General features: G+C 61.7%; 13 protein-coding genes. 5 read left to right on the top strand and 8 right to left on the bottom strand.

Going from position 1 to position 17316, the window contains the following annotated elements:
- Window positions 1-89: 89 nt before the first annotated feature.
- From ACY8D3_RS17765 to ACY8D3_RS17735, 7 genes are all read right to left on the bottom strand, one after another.
- Window positions 90-2564 carry a TonB-dependent siderophore receptor gene (locus ACY8D3_RS17765; protein WP_462380137.1) on the bottom strand — a complete coding sequence of 825 codons (2475 nt, stop codon included), beginning with the start codon at window positions 2562-2564 and terminating at the stop codon, window positions 90-92.
- Window positions 2565-3138: 574 nt separating this feature from the next.
- A complete protein-coding gene (gene metC, locus ACY8D3_RS17760; RefSeq protein WP_462380136.1) occupies window positions 3139-4305 on the bottom strand; it encodes a cystathionine beta-lyase in 1167 nt (388 codons plus the stop codon).
- Between the two features lie 69 nt (window positions 4306-4374).
- Entirely contained in the window at window positions 4375-5301 is a 927-nt protein-coding gene (locus tag ACY8D3_RS17755) for a DUF4880 domain-containing protein (RefSeq protein ID WP_462380135.1), read from the bottom strand.
- Window positions 5298-5813 carry a sigma-70 family RNA polymerase sigma factor gene (locus ACY8D3_RS17750; RefSeq protein ID WP_462380134.1) on the bottom strand — a complete coding sequence of 172 codons (516 nt, stop codon included), beginning with the start codon at window positions 5811-5813 and terminating at the stop codon, window positions 5298-5300. The genes ACY8D3_RS17755 and ACY8D3_RS17750 overlap by 4 nt, the downstream gene beginning before the upstream one ends.
- 205 nt (window positions 5814-6018) lie before the next feature.
- On the bottom strand, window positions 6019-7011 hold the full coding sequence (locus ACY8D3_RS17745) for an SDR family oxidoreductase (RefSeq protein WP_462380133.1): 993 nt from the start codon (window positions 7009-7011) through the stop codon (window positions 6019-6021).
- 138 nt (window positions 7012-7149) lie between these two features.
- Entirely contained in the window at window positions 7150-7869 is a 720-nt protein-coding gene (locus ACY8D3_RS17740; protein WP_462380132.1) for a 16S rRNA (uracil(1498)-N(3))-methyltransferase, read from the bottom strand.
- Between the two features lie 39 nt (window positions 7870-7908).
- Complete coding sequence (locus tag ACY8D3_RS17735) at window positions 7909-9315, bottom strand: adenosylmethionine--8-amino-7-oxononanoate transaminase (RefSeq protein ID WP_462380131.1); 1407 nt, start codon at window positions 9313-9315, stop codon at window positions 7909-7911.
- 169 nt (window positions 9316-9484) lie between these two features.
- On the opposite strand from ACY8D3_RS17735, the gene ACY8D3_RS17730 reads away from it, so the two are divergent.
- Complete coding sequence (locus ACY8D3_RS17730; RefSeq protein ID WP_462380130.1) at window positions 9485-10030, top strand: cytochrome b; 546 nt, start codon at window positions 9485-9487, stop codon at window positions 10028-10030.
- A gap of 37 nt (window positions 10031-10067) precedes the next feature.
- A complete protein-coding gene (locus ACY8D3_RS17725) occupies window positions 10068-10643 on the top strand; it encodes a YceI family protein (protein ID WP_462380129.1) in 576 nt (191 codons plus the stop codon).
- Between the two features lie 56 nt (window positions 10644-10699).
- Here ACY8D3_RS17725 and ACY8D3_RS17720 read toward each other — a convergent pair whose 3' ends face one another.
- A complete protein-coding gene (locus ACY8D3_RS17720; RefSeq protein WP_462380128.1) occupies window positions 10700-11341 on the bottom strand; it encodes a TetR family transcriptional regulator in 642 nt (213 codons plus the stop codon).
- Between the two features lie 190 nt (window positions 11342-11531).
- Here ACY8D3_RS17720 and ACY8D3_RS17715 point away from each other — a divergent pair, with 190 nt between their 5' ends.
- Genes ACY8D3_RS17715 through ACY8D3_RS17705 form a run of 3 tightly spaced genes read left to right on the top strand, consistent with a single transcriptional unit; the run spans window position 11532 to window position 17259 of the window.
- Window positions 11532-12674 (top strand): efflux RND transporter periplasmic adaptor subunit, encoded by a 1143-nt coding sequence (locus ACY8D3_RS17715; RefSeq protein WP_462380127.1) that lies wholly within the window; start codon window positions 11532-11534, stop codon window positions 12672-12674.
- 14 nt (window positions 12675-12688) lie between these two features.
- The gene (locus tag ACY8D3_RS17710; protein WP_462380126.1) at window positions 12689-15826 is read left to right on the top strand and encodes an efflux RND transporter permease subunit; all 3138 of its coding nucleotides are present in this window, start codon (window positions 12689-12691) and stop codon (window positions 15824-15826) included.
- Window positions 15823-17259, top strand: a complete 1437-nt coding sequence (locus ACY8D3_RS17705) for an efflux transporter outer membrane subunit (protein WP_462380125.1) — start codon at window positions 15823-15825, stop codon at window positions 17257-17259. Before ACY8D3_RS17710 ends, ACY8D3_RS17705 begins: the two co-directional genes overlap by 4 nt.
- The last annotated feature ends 57 nt before the right edge of the window (window positions 17260-17316 follow it).

Genomic DNA, 17316 nt, shown 5'->3' with positions numbered 1-17316 from the left:
ACTCAAGAACGGATTCGCAAACGATGGACCACAACGGTGAACAGTGGATCACGCCTGCGGCTTATCCACCTTTCCGTCTGCCCCTCGCTTTAGAACGAATGGCTCACCGTCGCCGTGACGTTGCGCTCGGCGCCCAGGTAGCACGCGGTCGCCGAGTAGCAGGACGCCACGTAGTACTTGTCGGTGAGGTTGTTCGCGTTGACGCGGATCGTCGTGTCCTTCAGACCGACTCGGCCGAGGTCGTAGCTGACCGCAGCGTCGAAGAGCGTGTAGGACGGCACCTTGAAGTCATGCGCATCGTTGCCGTAGCTGCTGCCGACATAACGGGCACCGAGACCGACACCAAAGCCAGCGAGAGGGCCGTCATCGAAGCGGTAGTCCGCCCAGACACTGCCCATGTGCTCTGGCGTCTGGTAGGGCGTATTGCCTTTCGCGTCGACGACGTTTCCGGAAACGTCATAGGCGAAGTAAGACTTGCTGTATTCGACATCATTCCACGTATAGCTGCCGATCAGTCGGAGCGCATCGGTCACGTCGACCCGCGCTTCGAGTTCGACGCCGCGCGAACGCACTTCACCGACACCCTTGTAGAACGAACTTGTGGAGAGATCGTTTTCCTTGGCGTACAGGTTCTGCAGCGTCAGGTCGAAGACCGAGACGGTATAAAGGTCGTCGGTGCCGTTGGGCTGGAACTTAACGCCGGCTTCCCACTGCTTGCCGGTGGTTGGTGCCAGGATTTGCGCGCCGCTGGAGTAGTTCGATGTGGGGTTGAAGGATGTCGAATAGCTGATGTACGGGGCGATGCCGTTATCGAAGGTATAGAGCGCACCGAGGTGCCCGCTCAGCTTCTCGCCCCGGTTTGCGTCCTTGCCGACGATATTGTCGTCAATGGAGACGTCGTACCAGTCCTGGCGCAGACCGGCGGAGAAATTCCAGCGATCGACCTCGACCAGATCTTGTAGATAGACGCCGGCCTGCTTCTGGCGGCGTAGCGCGTCTGCCGACGGGGCCACGTTGGAGAGGTCGACGTTGCCGTAGACCGGGTTGAAGATATCCAGGCCGGCGATGGTCGCGTAGTCCGAATTGTTGTGGATGCGGTTCTTCGAATACTGGTAGTCCACACCCATGACCACGGTGTGCGAGGCCGCGCCGGTCTCGAATTCAGCCTGCAACATGTTGTCGACGATCCAGGCGTGCAGTTTTTCATCGCCGCCACTGTAACCACGGCGCAGCACATTGCTGTCCCCGACATAACCGCTTTGCCAGATCTGATCGAGCTCGGTTTCCGCATCCAGATAGCGGAAGTTCTGCCGCGCACTCCAGACGTCATTGAAGCGATGTTCGAAATCATAGCCCACCATCTGCTGGGTGCGGCTGAAGTTCTCGATGCTTTTCTCGCCCTCGAAGAAGCTTTGCGACAGCCGCTTGCCGTTGCGCTTGTCTATCGTGCCCGAGGCCGGAAGGCTACCGTGATAGCCGCCGTTGGGGTCGTGTTGCAGGTAGGCGTAAACGTTGAGCTGCGTGTCGTCGCTCAGATTCAGCGTGACGCTGGGCATCACGGCGTAGCGGGTCTGTTTCACGCCGTCCGTTTGGCTGTCACCGTCCTCGGCAACGCCGACCAGTCGATAGGCGATGTTGTCGTTGATGGGTGCGGTGTAGTCCAGACCCAGATTTTTCGTGTCATTGCTGCCGTAGGACGCATCTAGGCGCCCCTTGGCTTCGAATTCGGGCCGCTTGGTGGTCAGCGCTGCCAGCCCGCCCGGGTTGCTACGGCCGTACAGCACGGAGGAGGGGCCCTTAAGCACGTCGATACGTTCGAGGAAGAACGGGTCGATCTGCAGGGTCGAGAACGAACCTGGATCGCCCATGGATTTCAGTCCGTCGATGATGATGTTATCGACCGAGCCATCATTGATGCCACGCAGTGCCAGGTAATCGTAGCGCTGGGTGTGGCCGTAGGGATTCGTCAATACGCCGGGTGTGTAGCGCAGTGCTTCGGCGACGGTCTCAGAACCTTGTCGGTCGATCTGCTCCCGCGTAACCACCGACACGCTTTGCGTGGTCTTGGCGATTTCCTTGCTGGTCTTGGTGGCGACGCTGCTGTGCGTGGCGTTGAAACCTTCCATCGACCCCAGTGCGTTGCCCAGCGAACCCTGGACATAGAGCGGTCCGAGTTCCATGCCGGCGTCCTGGGCGACGGGCGCTTCGATCACGGTCCACGTGCCGCCCTCGGTACGTATAGCCTGCAGGCCGCTGCCCTGTAGCAGGCGCGCGAATCCTTCCGTGACGCTGTATTCCCCCGCCAGGCCGGCTGTCTGCTGGCCGGCCGTTAGGGTGGCCGGGCTCGACAGCATCACGCCGGATTCCGCCGCGAATCGAGTCAGGGCGGCCGGTAGCGGGCCCGCCGGAATGTCGTAGGCGCGGACGCTGGTCTGCTGAGAGGGCAGTGTCGCCTGAGCCAGCGCTGTGAGGCTGACAGCGCTGAAGGGTAACGCAACGAGCGCGGCGCGAATGGCGCGTGTCAGATGATGGCGTGCATGGGCGCGGACGGGGATACGACGCATGGGAATTCCCTTGGCAATCGGAGTGATTGCTCTATTGCCAAGCGAGACATGAAAAGGGGAACCCGAGAGTCGGAATTTTTTCGCCCGGCATCCCAGCCGTGTCGCCGGCGTCCGGCTGGTGGGCCTCAGCCCACCGTGGATCAAGGGATGATCAGTCACGGAGGGCGGGTTAGCGAACCGTAACCCACCGGATGGTCGGCGTCGGAACTGTAGTCAGCAGGTATAGGCGATGGTCGCGAGGGTACGCGCTGCCGGCGTCGAGCCGAAACATCATGATCGTGCCATTCGAGGTAAACGGTGGAAGCCCTTCGGGATTCCACCCTACAGAAGCCTTGCGGCCCACGGTGGATTCAGATGGGTCAGATCGCAGCCTCGTAGGGTGGGTTAGCGAAGCGTAACCCACCGAATGGCCTGCACCGGAACTGTAGTCAGCCGGTATAGGCGACGTTCCCGAGGGTACGCGCTGCCGGCGCCGAGCCGAACCATCTTGATCGTGCCATTCGAGGCAAATGTGGAAGCCCTTCGGGATTCCACCCTACAGATACCTTGCAGTCCACCGTGGATTCAGATGAGATCAGATCGCGGCGAACGCCCGTTCCAAGTCGTGGATCAGGTCATCCGGATCTTCGAGCCCGATGTGTAGGCGGATCATCGGTCCGGTTTGGCTCCAGTCCGCTACGGTGCGGGTTCCGCGGGTGGTCACGACGCTGACCAGACTTTCGTAACCACCCCAGGAATAGCCCACGCCGAACAGGGTCAGCGCCGCAACGAAGCGATCGATTATTGCGTTATCGCGCTGCTTGAACTCGAAACTCAACAGCCCATTCGCCCCAGTGCAGTCACGTTTCCATAGGGCATGGCCCGGATCATCGAGCAGGGCAGGATGGAGCACACGCAGTACTTCCGGGCGGCCCTGTAGCCACGTCGCCACCTTCAACGCGTTTTGCTGGTGCAGCGCGAGGCGGGCACGCAGGGTGCGCGCGCCCCGCAGTACGAGGTACGCGTCGTCCGGGCTCACCGTGTTGCCGACGGCGGTATTCATGCGAGCCAGCGGCTCCCAGCAATGTGCGGTCGTCGTTACGCTGCCCATCATGACGTCGGAGTGGCCGGCGATGTACTTCGTGAGCGCCATAACGGAAATGTCGGCGCCCAGCTGAAGCGGGCGGTAGATCACGCCCGAACCCCAGGTATTGTCGACGGCCAGCAGAATATTGCGGGCCTTGCACAGCGCTGATAGCGCGGGCAAGTCGCACATCTCATAGGCCAATGACCCGGGAACCTCGGCGTACACCATGCGGGTCTTGGGCTGCAGGCGCGCTTCGACGTCAGCGCCGTCTGTCGAGAAGAAGCTGTACTCGATGCCGAATGGCTCCAGAAAGTCCCGTGCCAGGCGACGTACCGGGCCGTAGACGGCGTCCGTGATAAGCACATGATCGCCTGGCCGCAGGTAGGCTTGGAACATCTGCGCGATGGCTGCCAAGCCCGTGGCGTAGAGGCGTGTCCCATGGCCGCCTTCGAGTTCGGTGACAAAGGCTTCGAGTGCCTGGGCGGTTGGGTTGCCGTTGGCGCCGTAGCTCAGTTGGCCCTGCGCCTCGGTTTTCCGCATGTGGTCCAGATCGTCGAACAGTACGCTGCTCCAGCGCACCACCGGTGGATTGACGGGCCGCCCGGCGCCGCTGTCGAGATCGCGTCCGGCGTGGACGATACGGGTGTCGGTGTGAGGTTTGCGCTCGTTCGGCATGAGCAGTTCCTGTCGGTTGTCAGGGACATGCTAGCGGAAAATACGCCGGGGGCTTGCCCACCGTCCGCATCAGGCCGGCTTGACGGATACCCACCAGGGCAGGAGTCGATGGATCCGGACGGGCAAGGTTGCCGCCAGTGCATCCAGGATCAAGTCGGTATCCTTCAATGGAAATGCACCGACCACGCGCAGGGCAGCGACGTCGGGATCATAGCCCAGGTACCCGTGGCGATACCGGGCAACGTCCTCCAAGACGTCCCCGAGCGCGCGATCTTCGGCGAGTAACGTGCCGTTGATCCAGGCTTCACGTGCCATGTCGGCCGCAAACCGTGCTTCGACACGGCTCGCAGCAATGCGAGCGCCCCTGCCGGCATTGATAATCTCCGGGTGGGGCGGATCCAGCCTGGCGCTGCCCTGATAGACGCTTAGCTGCAGGCTGTCATGGGGCAGTTCGCGCAATGAGCAGCGGCTACCAGGGGCCAAGGTCATCTGGCCAGCCGCAGTCTTTAGCGATAATGGCGGAGCCGCCTCCGTCGTTTGCAGCGCCACCTCGCCTCGCAACAACCGAACCGTGTGTTCGTTCGGAAAAGCGACCGCCGAGTCGCTATTAAGCCAAGCGCTAAGCCCGCCGGGCAGTTCCAGATGGCGCATCTCGCCAACGGCGGTGCGCGCATCGGCCTGCAGACGTTGCCAGAACAGGTCGCCACCCGTGGACAAGGCCAGCGCACCGCCACCCAGCATCACGCCTAGCGCCTTGATTGCGTGTCGGCGGCCTGTTCCTTGTCGGCTCAAGGCGCGGTTGGCCGCCTCGGTATTGCCGCCTGCCAGGTGCCGCATCTGCCCACTGATCTGTTCCACACGCTGCCAGGCCTGCGCGTGGTCCGGTTTGGCTAGCCAGCGTTGCCAGGCATCGCGATCACCTTCGCTGGATTGCCCGGACGCCAAAAGCGCGAACCATTGTGCGGCTTCGCGCAGAACGCGGTGGTCGTCGCTCACGCGCCGTCATCCACGACGAGAAGGCATTCGAACATCGCGCGCGCCATGTACTTCTTCACCATCCGCTCCGAGACACCCAGCCGTTCGGCAATGACCGCATACGTCAGCCCGTCGAGTTGAGAAAGCAGGAAGGCCTGGCGCACCTTGTCCGGCAGGCCGGCGAGCATGTGGTCGATACGTACCAGCGTTTCGATGATCGAAAGCCGTGCCTCCGGCGATGGCGCGCAGGCTTCAGGGATCGCGGCCAGCGCCTCGAGATAAGCACGCTCGACATCACGTCGGCGCCAGTGATTGACCAACAGGCCCTTGGCAATGGTGTGCAGGTAGGCACGGGGCTCACGCAGTGTCGAGGTATCGCAGCCGCGGGTCATCAGTCGCAGGAAGGTATCCTGTGCCAGATCGGCGGCATGGTCCGTACAGCCCAACTGGCGCCGCAGCCAGTGGCTCAGCCAGCCATGATGCTGCACATAGAGCTGACCAATGTCGGGCTGTAGTACGGCGTGGCTGGGCATGACAGTCGGCCTTGATTGGAAATCGCTCGGGAGTAGACGATCGAAGTTGAACGCCAATGATAAGTATTATCAGGCGCGATTCCAAGGTGTGTCATGAACGCGATGCGAGGCGGGGCTGCCTGGCGGTGATAGGCGGGGGGAGGGGAGTGAAGGCGTGGCGGCCAGCTGCAGACGCTGGCCGCCAGATCGCTGGTCGCCTAAATGATCAGCGGCGACGAATCAACAGGCCCGCCAACCAGAACGCCATACCAGCACCCGCGATGAGTGTAGGCACCACTTTGTTGGCATCAACGGATATGGCGCGGTCCTTCGCATACGCGTCGAAACGCCCATGGCAGCGGTGCTTGCCAGGCACGGGCTCATCGAGGTAATCCGGGCGGTCGGCCGCCTCGGGCCGCTCCGTCATCTGGCCCTCATAGGCCTTGCGAGCCAGCAGACGGTCCATGAGGCCCGGCGCGACATAGTTGCCGAGGATGGTTTGCAGCGTGGCGCTTCCAAGCCAGATCTCACGGGGTGCACGGCGTGCTGCATCGTAGATTGCACGGGCCGCTACTTCCGGCTGATAGATGGGTTCTACCGGCTGTGCCTTGTAAGGGAGCTTGTTGCGCGCCCAGTCGAATTGCGGGGTGTTGTGGCCCGGCAAGTGGACCATCGTGAGGCGGATGGGGCTCTCATCGTGAATCAGCTCGCTTCGCAGGGAATCCGTGAACCCCCGCAGTGCAGCCTTGCTCGCGCAGTAGGCCGACTGCAACGGGATCGAGCGATACGCCAATGCTGAGCCGACCTGGACGATGGTGCCGCGGTTGCGCTCACGCATGCGCCGTAAGGCCGCCTGGGTGCCGTGAACGGCCCCCAGGTAGGTGACCTCACTGACACGGCGATACTCTTGTGCAGTGGTTTCGTGAACCGGCGCGAGCACCGTATTCATCGCCGAGTTTATCCACACATCGATAGGGCCGAGTGCCGCCTCGATCGCGTCTGCGGCCTGCTCAACCGCTTCGGCGTCGGATACGTCCACCGAGCACTTCTGCACGCGGGCGCCCATCGCTTCAAGTTCGGCAGCGGTCTCGTCCAGTCCACGCGCATTTCGGGCGATCAAGCCGATCTGGTAGCCACGACGAGCAAAATGGCGAGCCGTAGCGCGGCCGACGCCCGCGGTGGCGCCAGTGATGACGACAGTCGGTTTGGGTTGTGACATGAGACGCTCCTTCAATAAGCACTAGCTTTAGGAACGCGGGCGTATCCGGACGGTTCATGTCGGATTGTGGCGGCGATTTACCGGAATGACCGGCGGCAGCACCGCCGCTTGGGTTCGCCAGGCAGTGCAGCGCTTGGGCTAGAAATCGCCCCAGAGCTGTTGCGCGACACTCAATGCGACGACCGGCGCGGTCTCGGTGCGCAGCACGCGAGGCCCGAGGCGTGCGGGAAGAAACCCGCTACTGCCTGCCAGCGCTACCTCGGCGTCGGTCAGGCCCCCTTCAGGGCCGATCAGGAAGGCAAGCTGCGAAGGACGGGGATGCGCGGTCAGTGGCGTGGCGACAGGGTGTAGTACGAGTTTGAGGTCGGCCTCGACAGCGTCTGCCCACTCGGCAAGCGTGACAGGGGAATGGAGCGTCGGCACTCGAGAGCGTCCGCACTGCTCGCAGGCGCTGATCGCTACCTGCCGCCAGTGTTGCAGGCGCTTTTCGGCGCGCTCGTCCTTCAACCGAACTTCGCAGCGGTCAGAAACGATGGGTGTGATCTCACTAACGCCCAGTTCGGTCGCTTTCTGGATTGCCCAATCCATGCGTTCGCCGCGTGACAGCCCCTGGCCCAGATGGATTCTCAGAGGAGACTCCTCCAAGCCGGGCACCTGCTCGGTCAGCTCGGCAATCACGTGTTTCTTGCCAACCTCTTTCAAAGTCCCTTGAAACTCGTCACCGCTTCCATCGAAGAGTTGTACCGGGTCGCCGACGGTCAGCCGCAGAACGCGGCCTATGTAATGCGCGGATGCCTCGGGCAGCGCGGCATCGCCAAGTGAAAGCGGGGCGTCGATGAAGAAGCGGGATAGGCGCATGGTCGATCTGTCACGGTTGGCGAATGGGAAGGCTCAGCCTTAACCCGGATCGCGGTGGTCGGGATGGAAGTCGGTTGTAACGCTGACCGTCGCGCGCGGACGCGTTGCGATATCGATGCCTTCGGTCGCGACCTCGGCAAGGAAGTCGATCTGCTCGGGCGTAATCACGTAGGGCGGCAGAAAATACACCACATTGCCCAATGGACGCAGCAGCGCGCCGCGGGACAACGCATGCTGGTAGACCGCGAGGCCCCGGCGTTCCTGCCAGGCATACGGCTGGCGGCTGACCTTGTCACTGACCATTTCGATGGCGAGCGCCATCCCGGTCTGCCGCACTTCGGCCACGTGAGGGTGATCGACCAGGTGCGCAGTCGCGCCGTGCATCCGCTCTGCAAGTGCCTTGTTGGCTTCGATCACGTTGTCCTGTTCGAAGATGTCCAAGGTCGCGAGCGCCGCGGCGCAGGCCAGCGGGTTGCCGGTATAGGTGTGCGAGTGAAGGAATGCTCGCAGGGTCTCGTATTCGTCGTAGAACGCCTGATAGATGGTGTCGGTAGTCAGCACTGCGGCCATCGGCAGGTAGCCGCCGGTGAGGGCCTTGGACAGGATCAGGAAGTCCGGCGTGATCCCGGCCTGCTCGCACGCGAACATCGTGCCGGTGCGGCCAAAACCTACCGCGATCTCATCGTGGATGAGGTGAACGCCATACCGGTCGCATGCCTCTCGGAGCAGGGTCAGGTAGATGGGGTGGTACATCCGCATGCCACCCGCGCCCTGGATGAGGGGTTCGACAATGACAGCTGCCGTCTCGTGGGCGTGCTCGGCAAGGGCTTGCTCCATGTGCTCGAACATCTTCCGAGAGTGTTGCTCCCAGCTTTCCCCTTCGCCTCGCAGGTAGCAGTCCGGGCTCGGTACCTTGATGCAATCGAGCAACAGCGCCCGGTAGGTTTCGGTGAACAGCGAGACGTCGCCGACCGACATGGCGGCGACCGTCTCACCGTGATAGCTGTTGGTGAGCGTAATGAAGCGGCGTTTGGCGGGCTTGCCACTGTTGAGCCAGTAGTGATGGCTCATCTTCAGCGCGACTTCGATACCCGACGAGCCGTTGTCCGCGTAGAAGACACGATCCAGCCCCGTCGGCGTAATGGCGACGAGACGCTCGGATAGCTCTACGACCGGTGCATGGCTGAATCCCGCCAGCATGACGTGCTCGAGCTGGTCCAGCTGGTCACGGATGCGACCGTTGATGAGTGGGTTGGCGTGGCCGAACACGTTGACCCACCATGAGCTGACTGCGTCCAGGTAACGCTTGCCATCGAAGTCTTCAAGCCAGACACCCTCGCCGCGGCGGATCGGAATCAGCGGAAGGCGTTCGTGATCCTTCATCTGGGTGCATGGATGCCAGAGCACGTTCAAGTCGCGTCGCATCCAGTCGGCGTTTTGGCTCATGGCGGTCTCCGCACGGCAGGGCGCGACAGGGTAGCAGAGCAGCCCGTTTCCCGCGGTGTATGAGCGGCTCGAATCTATCCAGGAAATCGATGTTTCATAGCGAATTTTTGTTCTTTATTTCGATCGGTTAACGGCTACGCTTAGTGCATCGAAATTTGGGAACGCTGCGATGCATTGGCGTAACAACACCGACCGGTATGGCACTGTCTCCATTCTCTTCCATTGGGTAACCGCGCTGACCGTTTTCGGGCTCTTCGCGCTGGGTTACTGGATGGTAGGTCTGGGCTACTACGACACCTGGTACCACCGCGCACCGGATATCCACAAAAGCATTGGCATGCTGCTGCTGGTCCTCACGGTAGCGCGGCTCGCCTGGCGCCATATCAGTCCGGCACCCAATGCACTGGCAACGCACGGCGTAATGACCCGGCGCGCGTCGAAGGCTGGTCATCTGCTGCTTTATCTCGGGCTGCTGGCTGTCATGTTCGCCGGGTATTTCATTTCCACAGCAGATGGCGTCGGCGTATCGGTCTTTGGCTGGTTCACCATTCCGGCCGCAGTCAGCCAGGGTGCCTCGCAAGCTGATCTCGCAGGCGTCATCCACCGCTACCTTGCCTGGGGGCTCGTGATTTTCGCGGTCGCCCATGGCTTGGCGGCCATCAAGCACCATTTCATTGATCGCGACCGCACGCTTGTGCGCATGCTCGGTCGCTGAACCACCAGGAAGCTGCGCTTCCGACAGAGGAGAAACCATGCTCAAGAAATCGCTCGCTGCACTTGCCCTGGGTTCCGCACTGCTCGCCGGTCAGGCGATGGCAGCCGACTACGTGATCGACAAGGAAGGCCAGCACGCATTCGTCAACTTCAAGATCAGCCACCTGGGCTACAGCTGGCTGTATGGCACCTTCAAGGATTTCGATGGCACCTTCAGCTTCGACGAGAAGCAGCCTGAAGCCAGCAAGATCACGGTCAACCTGCGCACGGCCAGCGTGGACACCAACCATGCAGAGCGCGACAAGCACATCCGCAGTGCCGACTTCCTCAACGCTGACAAGAACCCGACCGCGACCTTCACGTCGACGGCGGTCAAGTCGACCGGCGAAGGCACTGCGGACGTAACAGGTGACCTGACCCTCAACGGTGTGACCAAGCCGGTCGTGATCAACGCCAAGCTGATCGGCGAGGGCAGCGATCCGTGGGGCGGTCATCGTGCGGGTTTCGAAGGGACTACCACCCTCAAGCTCAAGGACTTCAACATCGAGAAGGACCTGGGCCCTGCATCGCAGGAAGTGGAGCTCATCATTTCCTTTGAAGGCGTGCGCAAGTAAGCCAGACGGAAACGAAAAAACCGGCCCTATGGCCGGTTTTTTTCATGGCGGCGCGTTCAGGGTCTGGCCAGGCGAAGGGCAGGACTTAGGCGGAGCATGTCCAGACAACTGTCCACCAGCTGGGCGCCGTATCGGTCCAGATCAAACGCATCCGGGATGAGCACCCACTGATCAAGCATGCCGCTGATGCAGCCGTGCAGGCAAAACGCAGCGACCGGGATGTTCAGGTCATCAGGTAACTGTCCCTTGTTGACCGCATTGCGCAACGATGCTTCGATTTCCCGGTCACATTCCCGACGTTCGTTTTCCATCTGGCTTCGAAGGTCACCGAGCTCATCGGTCAATTCACACTTGTGCGCGATGATCTCATGGATACGCCGAGCCTTGAGGTCATGGACGACATCATGGAATAGCTTCATCAGCAGTTCGCGCATTCGTCCGAGAGGGTCCGGCTCGGCTTCGTTTCGACTTGCCTCCCCTAACGGCTCGAGCGGTTGCGTCAGACGATCGAGCATGGCCTGAAAGACGTCGGTCTTGTTCTCGAAGTGCCAATAGATTGCACCGCGTGTGACCCCGGCGGCAGAGGCGATGTCTGCCATCGTAGTACGGGAAACGCCCTTGTCATGAAAACACTGCTCGGCAGCGTCGACGATCTGCGAGCGGGTTTCCTGGGCTTCTTCTTTGGTGCGTCGGGCCATGGCAGTACTCAATGCATCGAGCCGGAACTCGATGGGTTCAACACGTCGTTCTATATTTGCAACGCGAGTGCGTTTACAAACAATCATGCATGTAAGTATATTTTCGCGTCAATCTGCCGTCCCTGTCCGCTGGTCGTTCCGCAAGCACCCGCCTTCGCGCCCAGCTCAGTTCGTCTCAACGAGGTCAACCATGTCGATCAAGCCAGCTTCCATAGCACTGGTGTCCGCTGTCGTTCTCGCTCTTTCCCTGTCAGGCTGCGGCCAGCAGGAGGAGGCCCCCCAACAACAGCAAGGCGCAGCGCCTGCGCCTAAAGTCGGCGTCGTGACCCTCAAGGCCGAGCCCTTCGAGCTGACGACCGAGTTGCCCGGGCGCACCGCAGCATTCCGCATGGCAGAAGTGCGTCCTCAGGTGAACGGCATCATCGAGAAGCGGCTGTTCAAGGAAGGCACCGAGGTGAAGGCCGGGCAGCAGCTCTACCAGATCGACGACTCGACCTACCAGGCCACACTGAGCAGCGCCAAGGCGACGCTTGCGTCGGCCCAGTCCCTCGCTCAACGCTACAAGCAGCTGGTATCCGACCGCGCCGTAAGCCGTCAGCAGTTCGACGAGGCGCAAGCCGCCTACCTGCAGGCCAAGGCTGACCTTGACCAGGCGCAGATCAATGTTCGCTACACGAAGGTCATGGCGCCCATCGCCGGCCGTATCGGCCGCTCGGCTGTTACTGAAGGTGCACTGGTCAGCGTCGGGCAGGCCCAGGCCATGGCGACCATCCAGCAACTCGACCCGATCTACGTCGACGTGAGCCAGTCGGTCACCGACCTGCTGGCGCTGCGTCGCGACCTTGATGCAGGGCGCCTGGAGCGTGCAGGCGAAAACAGCGCCAAGGTGAAGCTGGTGCTGGCTGACGGTACGAACTATGGCCCCGAAGGTACGCTGGAATTCTCGGAAGTTTCCGTCGAAGAAAGCACGGGCTCGGTAATCCTGCGGGCCGTGTTCCCGAACCCGGATCGTGTCCTGCTGCCAGGGATGTTTGTGCGCGCCGAACTGCAGGCCGGTGTGCGCCAGGAGGCTCTGCTCGTGCCGCAACAGGGCATCACGCGTAACCAGAAGGGCGAAGCCACCGCGATGGTGGTCAATGCCAACGACGAGGTCGAGCTGAGAACCGTGAAGACCGACCGTGCGGTCGGTAACCGCTGGCTGATCAGCGATGGCCTGAAACCCGGCGATCGCGTGATCACGGAGGGCCTGCAATACGTTCAGCCCGGCGCCAAGGTCACTGTGTCCGAGGCTACCAATGTCAATCAACCTGCTGCGGCAAAGCCGCAAGGTTGAGGGGATAGACGAACATGTCGAGATTCTTCATCGATAGGCCGATCTTCGCGTGGGTGATCGCGCTGATCATCATGCTTGCGGGTGGTCTCGCCATTCTCAAGCTTCCGGTCAACCAATATCCGAGCATCGCACCGCCGGCGGTATCCATTCAGGTCAGCTATCCGGGTGCATCGGCGCAGACGGTCCAGGATACGGTCGTACAGGTCATTGAGCAGCAGCTCAATGGAATCGACCACCTTCGCTACATCAGCTCGGAGAGCAACTCCGACGGCAGCATGCGGATCATCGTGACCTTCGATCAGGCCGCGAATCCTGACATCGCGCAGGTCCAGGTGCAGAACAAGCTCCAGGCGGCGATGTCGCTGTTGCCCCAGGAAGTCCAGCAGCAGGGCCTGCGGGTCAACAAGTTCCAGCAGAACTTCCTGATGGTGGTTGGCCTGGTTTCGACTGATGGGGCGATGACCAACTTCGACCTGTCCGACTACATCGTGTCGAACATGCAGGACCCGATCTCCCGTACGCAGGGGGTGGGTGACTTCCAGGTCTTCGGTGCTCAGTATTCCATGCGGATCTGGCTGGACCCGGACAAGCTCAACAACTTCCAGATGACCCCAACCGACGTACGCAGCGCCATCGAGGCGCAGAACGTCCAGGTATCGTCTGGTCAGCTGGGCGGTCTGCCTTCGGTGCAGGGCCAGCAGCTGAACGCCACCATCATTGGCAAAACGCGTCTGCAAACCCCTGAGCAGTTCGAGAAGATCCAGCTGCGCGTGAACACCGACGGCTCGCGCGTTCTGCTGCGTGACGTTGCACGCGTCGAACTCGGCGCCGAAAACTACAGCATCAGCGCCCAGTACAACGGCAATCCGGCTTCGGGGATTGCGGTGCGTCTGGCAACGGGTGCGAACGCGCTCGACACCGCGGAAGCAGTCCGCGCCACGGTCGATGAGCTCAAGCCATTCTTCCCGCCGGGCGTTGAAGCGGTCTTCCCCTACGACACGACGCCGGTGATCTCGGCTTCGATCGAAGGGGTGGTCCACACCCTGCTCGAAGCCTTCGTGCTCGTCTTCCTGGTCATGTTCCTGTTCCTGCAGAACCTGCGTGCGACGCTGATCCCGACGTTGGCGGTACCGGTCGTACTACTTGGAACCTTCGGCATCCTCCTGGCGTTTGGCTACAGCATCAATACCCTCACCATGTTCGCCATGATTCTGGCGATTGGCCTGCTCGTGGACGATGCGATCGTGGTCGTGGAGAACGTCGAGCGGGTCATGCGTGAAGAAGGGCTGGGGCCCAAGGAAGCGACCAAGCGTTCCATGGGGCAGATCCAGGGCGCGCTGGTTGGTATCGGCGTGGTGCTTTCGGCGGTATTGCTGCCGATGGCATTCTTCGGCGGTTCCGTGGGTGTGATCTATCGCCAGTTTTCGATCACCATCGTTTCGGCGATGGCCCTCTCTGTGATCATGGCGCTCATCTTCACGCCAGCGCTCTGCGCCACGATGCTCAAGCCTATCGACAGCGAGCACCACGAGAACAAGCGTGGCTTCTTCGGCTGGTTCAACCGTACATTCGACAACCTGTCACAGCGTTATCTGGGTGGCGTCCGCTACGTGCTGGGCCGCCGCGTAACCTTCGTACTCATGTACCTTGTCATCGTGGGCATCATGGCCTGGGCCTTCACCCGTGTACCAACCTCCTTCCTGCCGGAAGAGGATCAGGGCGTTCTGTTCGCCCAGGTACAGACGCCGGCCGGTTCGTCTGCCAACCGTACGCAGCAGGTCGTCGATCAGATGCGTGAATACCTGCTGACGGAAGAAAAAGACACCGTGAACTCGGTCTTCACCGTGACCGGCTTCAACTTCGCCGGCCGGGGTCAGAGTTCGGGTATGGCGTTCATCATGCTCAAGCCCTGGGGCGATCGCACCACCGATGAGCAGGGTGTGTTTGCCCTGGCGCAGCGCGCGCAGCAGCACTTCTTCTCGTTCCGGGATGCGATGGTGTTTGCCTTCGCTCCGCCTGCGGTGATGGAGCTGGGTAACGCGACGGGCTTTAATCTGTTCCTTGAGGATCGCGCAGGCGTGGGCCACGAGACGATGATGCAGGCGCGTAACCAGTTCCTGGGCATGGCTTCTCAAAGCTCGGTGATTACGGGTACGCGTCCGAACGGCCTGAATGACGAGCCGCAGTTCCAGCTCATCATCGATGACGAGAAGGCGCAGGCCCATGGTGTGTCGCTCACCGATATCAACAGCACCCTATCGATTGCCTGGGGCGGTTCCTACGTCAATGACTTCATCGACCGGGGCCGCGTCAAGCGGGTGTACCTGCAGGGTCAGGCTTCGGCGCGGATGAATCCGGAGGACCTGGGCAAGTGGTACGTACGCAACAATGTTGGCGAAATGGTCCCCATGAATGCGTTCGCCACGGGTGAGTGGACATACGGTTCGCCGAAGCTGGCGCGCTATAACGGTGTAGGAGCCCAGGAGCTGTTGGGCCAGGCAGCGCCCGGCCACAGCTCGGGTGAGGCGATGGCGGAAGTCGAGCGCATTGCTTCGCAATTGCCGCCAGGGGTGGGTTACTCATGGACAGGCCTGTCCTATGAGGAACGCCTGTCGGGCTCGCAAGCGCCAGCGCTCTATGCCATCTCGCTGCTGATCGTGTTCCTGTGTCTTGCAGCGCTCTACGAGAGCTGGTCGATTCCATTCTCGGTCATGCTGGTCGTGCCTCTGGGCATTCTGGGTGCGGTACTGGCGACGTGGGGGCGCGGCCTGTCCAACGACGTGTTCTTCCAGGTGGGTCTGTTGACCACTATTGGTCTCTCAGCACGTAACGCGATCCTGATCGTCGAGTTTGCCAAGGCGCAGTACGAGGCGGGCATGTCGTACTTCGATGCCGCTCTGGAAGCCTGCCGTATGCGTCTTCGCCCGATCGTGATGACGTCCCTGGCGTTCATCCTCGGCGTGGTACCGCTGGCCGTTTCCAGCGGTGCCGGTGCAGGCAGTAAGCATGCGATCGGTACCGGCGTAATTGGCGGCATGCTCTCCGCCCTGGTACTGGCAATTTTCTGGATTCCGTTGTTCTACGTAATGGTCAGCTCGCTGTTCCAGCGTAAGCGCCCGGCCGCCGAAGGCGACGAGGAGAAGGCATCGTGAGGAAGTCACTCATAGCGTTGGGTCTGAGCGCCGCCATCAGTGGCTGCTCGATGATCCCTGATTACCAACGTCCCGAAGCGCCGGTGCCGGACGCCTGGCCTCAGGGCGAGGCATATGCACCGGTCGCCCAGGCCCCCAGCGATGCACGCCTGATTGGCTGGCGCGACTTCTTCCAAGATCCGGCGTTGCAGCAATTGATCGATGTCGCACTGCAGAACAACCGCGATCTTCGGGCCGCGGCGCTGAATGTGCAGTCGTATCAGGCGCTTTATCGCGTGCAGCGTGCACAGGTGTTGCCTTCGATTAGCGCAGATGGCGCTGGTACACGCACCCGCACCCCGGGAGATCTCGGTATCACGGGTGAACCGCGGACGACCGGCCAGTACAGTGCGACGCTAGGCGTATCGTGGGAGGCCGACCTGTTCGGTCGCCTGCGCAGCTTGAGCGAGCAGGCACTGCAGCAGTACTTCGCTACCGAGGCGGCGCAGCGGGCGACGCAAGTGAGCCTCGTTTCAAGTGTGGCCACCGCCTACCTGACGTGGCAGGCCGATCAGGCTCTGCTGGGGCTGAGCCGTGACACGCTGGAAACCTACGAAAACAGCCTCGGCATCACCCAGCGCAGCTACGACGTCGGCGTTGCCACTGCGTTGGAGCTACGACAGGCACAAACCGCAGTCAACCGTGCCCGCGCCTCGGTCGCACGCTATACGCGGCAGGTTGCTCAGGATCAGAACGCGCTCAACACGCTGCTGGGTCAGAGCGTGCCGCCGACGTTGTTGCGCCAGCGTGACCTCGGCGCGCAGCAGCTCGCACAGCTGCCGGTCGGGCTGCCGTCGAACGTGCTTACGCAACGTCCTGACATCCAGCAGGCCGAGTTTCAGCTACGTGCGGCCAATGCCAACATCGGCGCGGCGAGGGCGGCGTTCTTCCCCAACATCAGCCTGACGGCAGCGGCCGGTACGGCAAGCAGCCAGCTATCCGGGCTGTTCGATGGTGGATCGGGGTATTGGACATTCTCGCCGCAGATCAGCTTGCCGATTTTCACGGCAGGCCGACTCAGGGCTGAGTTGAGTTACGCTGAACTGCAGAAGGACGTACGCGTGGCTGAGTACGAGCGCACGATTCAGGGGGCTTTCCAGGAGGTTTCGGATGGGCTCGCTGCGAGGCGTACCTACGTCGATCAGGTACAAGCCCAGCGGGATCTCGTCGAGAGCACCGAAGGCTATTATGATCTTGCGGACCGCCGCTACCGTACGGGTGTGGACAGTTATCTCGTCCTGCTCGATGCGCAGCGCGAGTTGTTCGATGCACGCCAGCAGCTCATCACTGACAGGTTGAGCCAGCTGACGAGCGAGATCGATCTCTTCCGCGCCTTGGGCGGCGGGTGGGACGCTCAACAGCAGACGCCTCCGGCTGCTTCTCCGGGCGCGTAACCGCTCATGTCATTGTAAAAAAAGCCCGACTTCGTGTCGGGCTTTTTTTGGCCGCTC

This window comes from Pseudomonas sp. Marseille-QA0892, from assembly GCF_054950135.1.
Note: the sequence above shows the minus strand (reverse complement) of the source record. Positions and strands in the feature narration are given on the sequence as shown.